The following is a 451-nucleotide window of genomic DNA, read 5'->3' as shown; positions in this document are numbered from 1 at the left end:
GGTCCGCGATGCCGATGGCCTCCACCGGCTCGATGCCATTCTGGCCGGCGCGCGATCAGTGCAGCCCGCCAACCGTCAGAGCTTCGAGGACGCGGCCCTCACCGCGACGGCACAGGCGATTGCCGTCGCAGCCCTGGCCCGTACCGAAAGCCGCGGCTGCCACCATCGCGGCGATTACCCCGAAACCGACCCCGCTCAGGAGCATTCCGTGACGATTCGCGCCGTAGCCGGCCGTCCCGCCCTCGACACCGCAACGGCGGTGTGCTGATGGCACTTTCGGATCTGGAGCTGGCCGAGGCGCGTGCCACGATCGCGCGGGCGCTCGAAGAGGACCTGCGCTACGGCCCGGATATCACGACGCTCGCCACCGTGGGCGCCGACGCCATGACCACCGCCTCGGTGGTCAACCGGGAGCCGGGTGTGGCCGCGGGTGTCGACATCGCGCTGATGG

General features: G+C 70.7%; 2 pseudogenes. Both read left to right on the top strand.

What is annotated here, in order from left to right:
• A pseudogene (locus tag RM844_RS32725) lies at nt 1-268 on the top strand (hypothetical protein); the annotation flags it as partial.
• Nucleotides 268-451 (top strand): annotated as a pseudogene (locus tag RM844_RS32720) (carboxylating nicotinate-nucleotide diphosphorylase); the annotation flags it as partial. The pseudogenes RM844_RS32725 and RM844_RS32720, both read left to right, overlap by 1 nt.

The organism is Streptomyces chisholmiae, from assembly GCF_031845445.1.
In the GTDB taxonomy this organism is placed as follows: Bacteria; Actinomycetota; Actinomycetes; order Streptomycetales; family Streptomycetaceae; genus Streptomyces; species Streptomyces chisholmiae.
The sequence above is the reverse complement of the archived record's forward strand: the minus strand, read 5'-3'. Positions and strand labels throughout refer to the sequence as shown.